This window comes from Methylobacterium sp. AC690 (assembly GCF_979256535.1).
The window spans coordinates 1-218 of record NZ_CEEDOX010000166.1; the positions used below are offsets into that span (position 1 = coordinate 1).

A 218-nucleotide genomic window follows, 5' to 3' on the forward strand; every position below is an offset into this window, starting at 1 on the left:
CTGGCCCGCGATCCTACCGCCCCCACGGGCACGCATCACTTCGTCAATGCGGGCGCCACCACCTGGTGCGGCTTTGCCCGCGCCATCGTGGCGGGCGCGGCCCGGCGCGGGGCCCGCGCGGTCCCGGTCGACGCCATTCCGACCAGCGCCTTCCCGACTCCGGCCCGCCGGCCCGCGTACTCGGTGCTCTCGACCGCGAGCCTCACGGCCGCCTACGG

General features: G+C 77.1%; 1 protein-coding gene. It reads left to right on the plus strand.

The features are described from left to right. Positions 1-218: sugar nucleotide-binding protein (locus AC0IY1_RS25730; protein WP_471773402.1), on the plus strand; the 218-nt coding region annotated here is incomplete at both ends.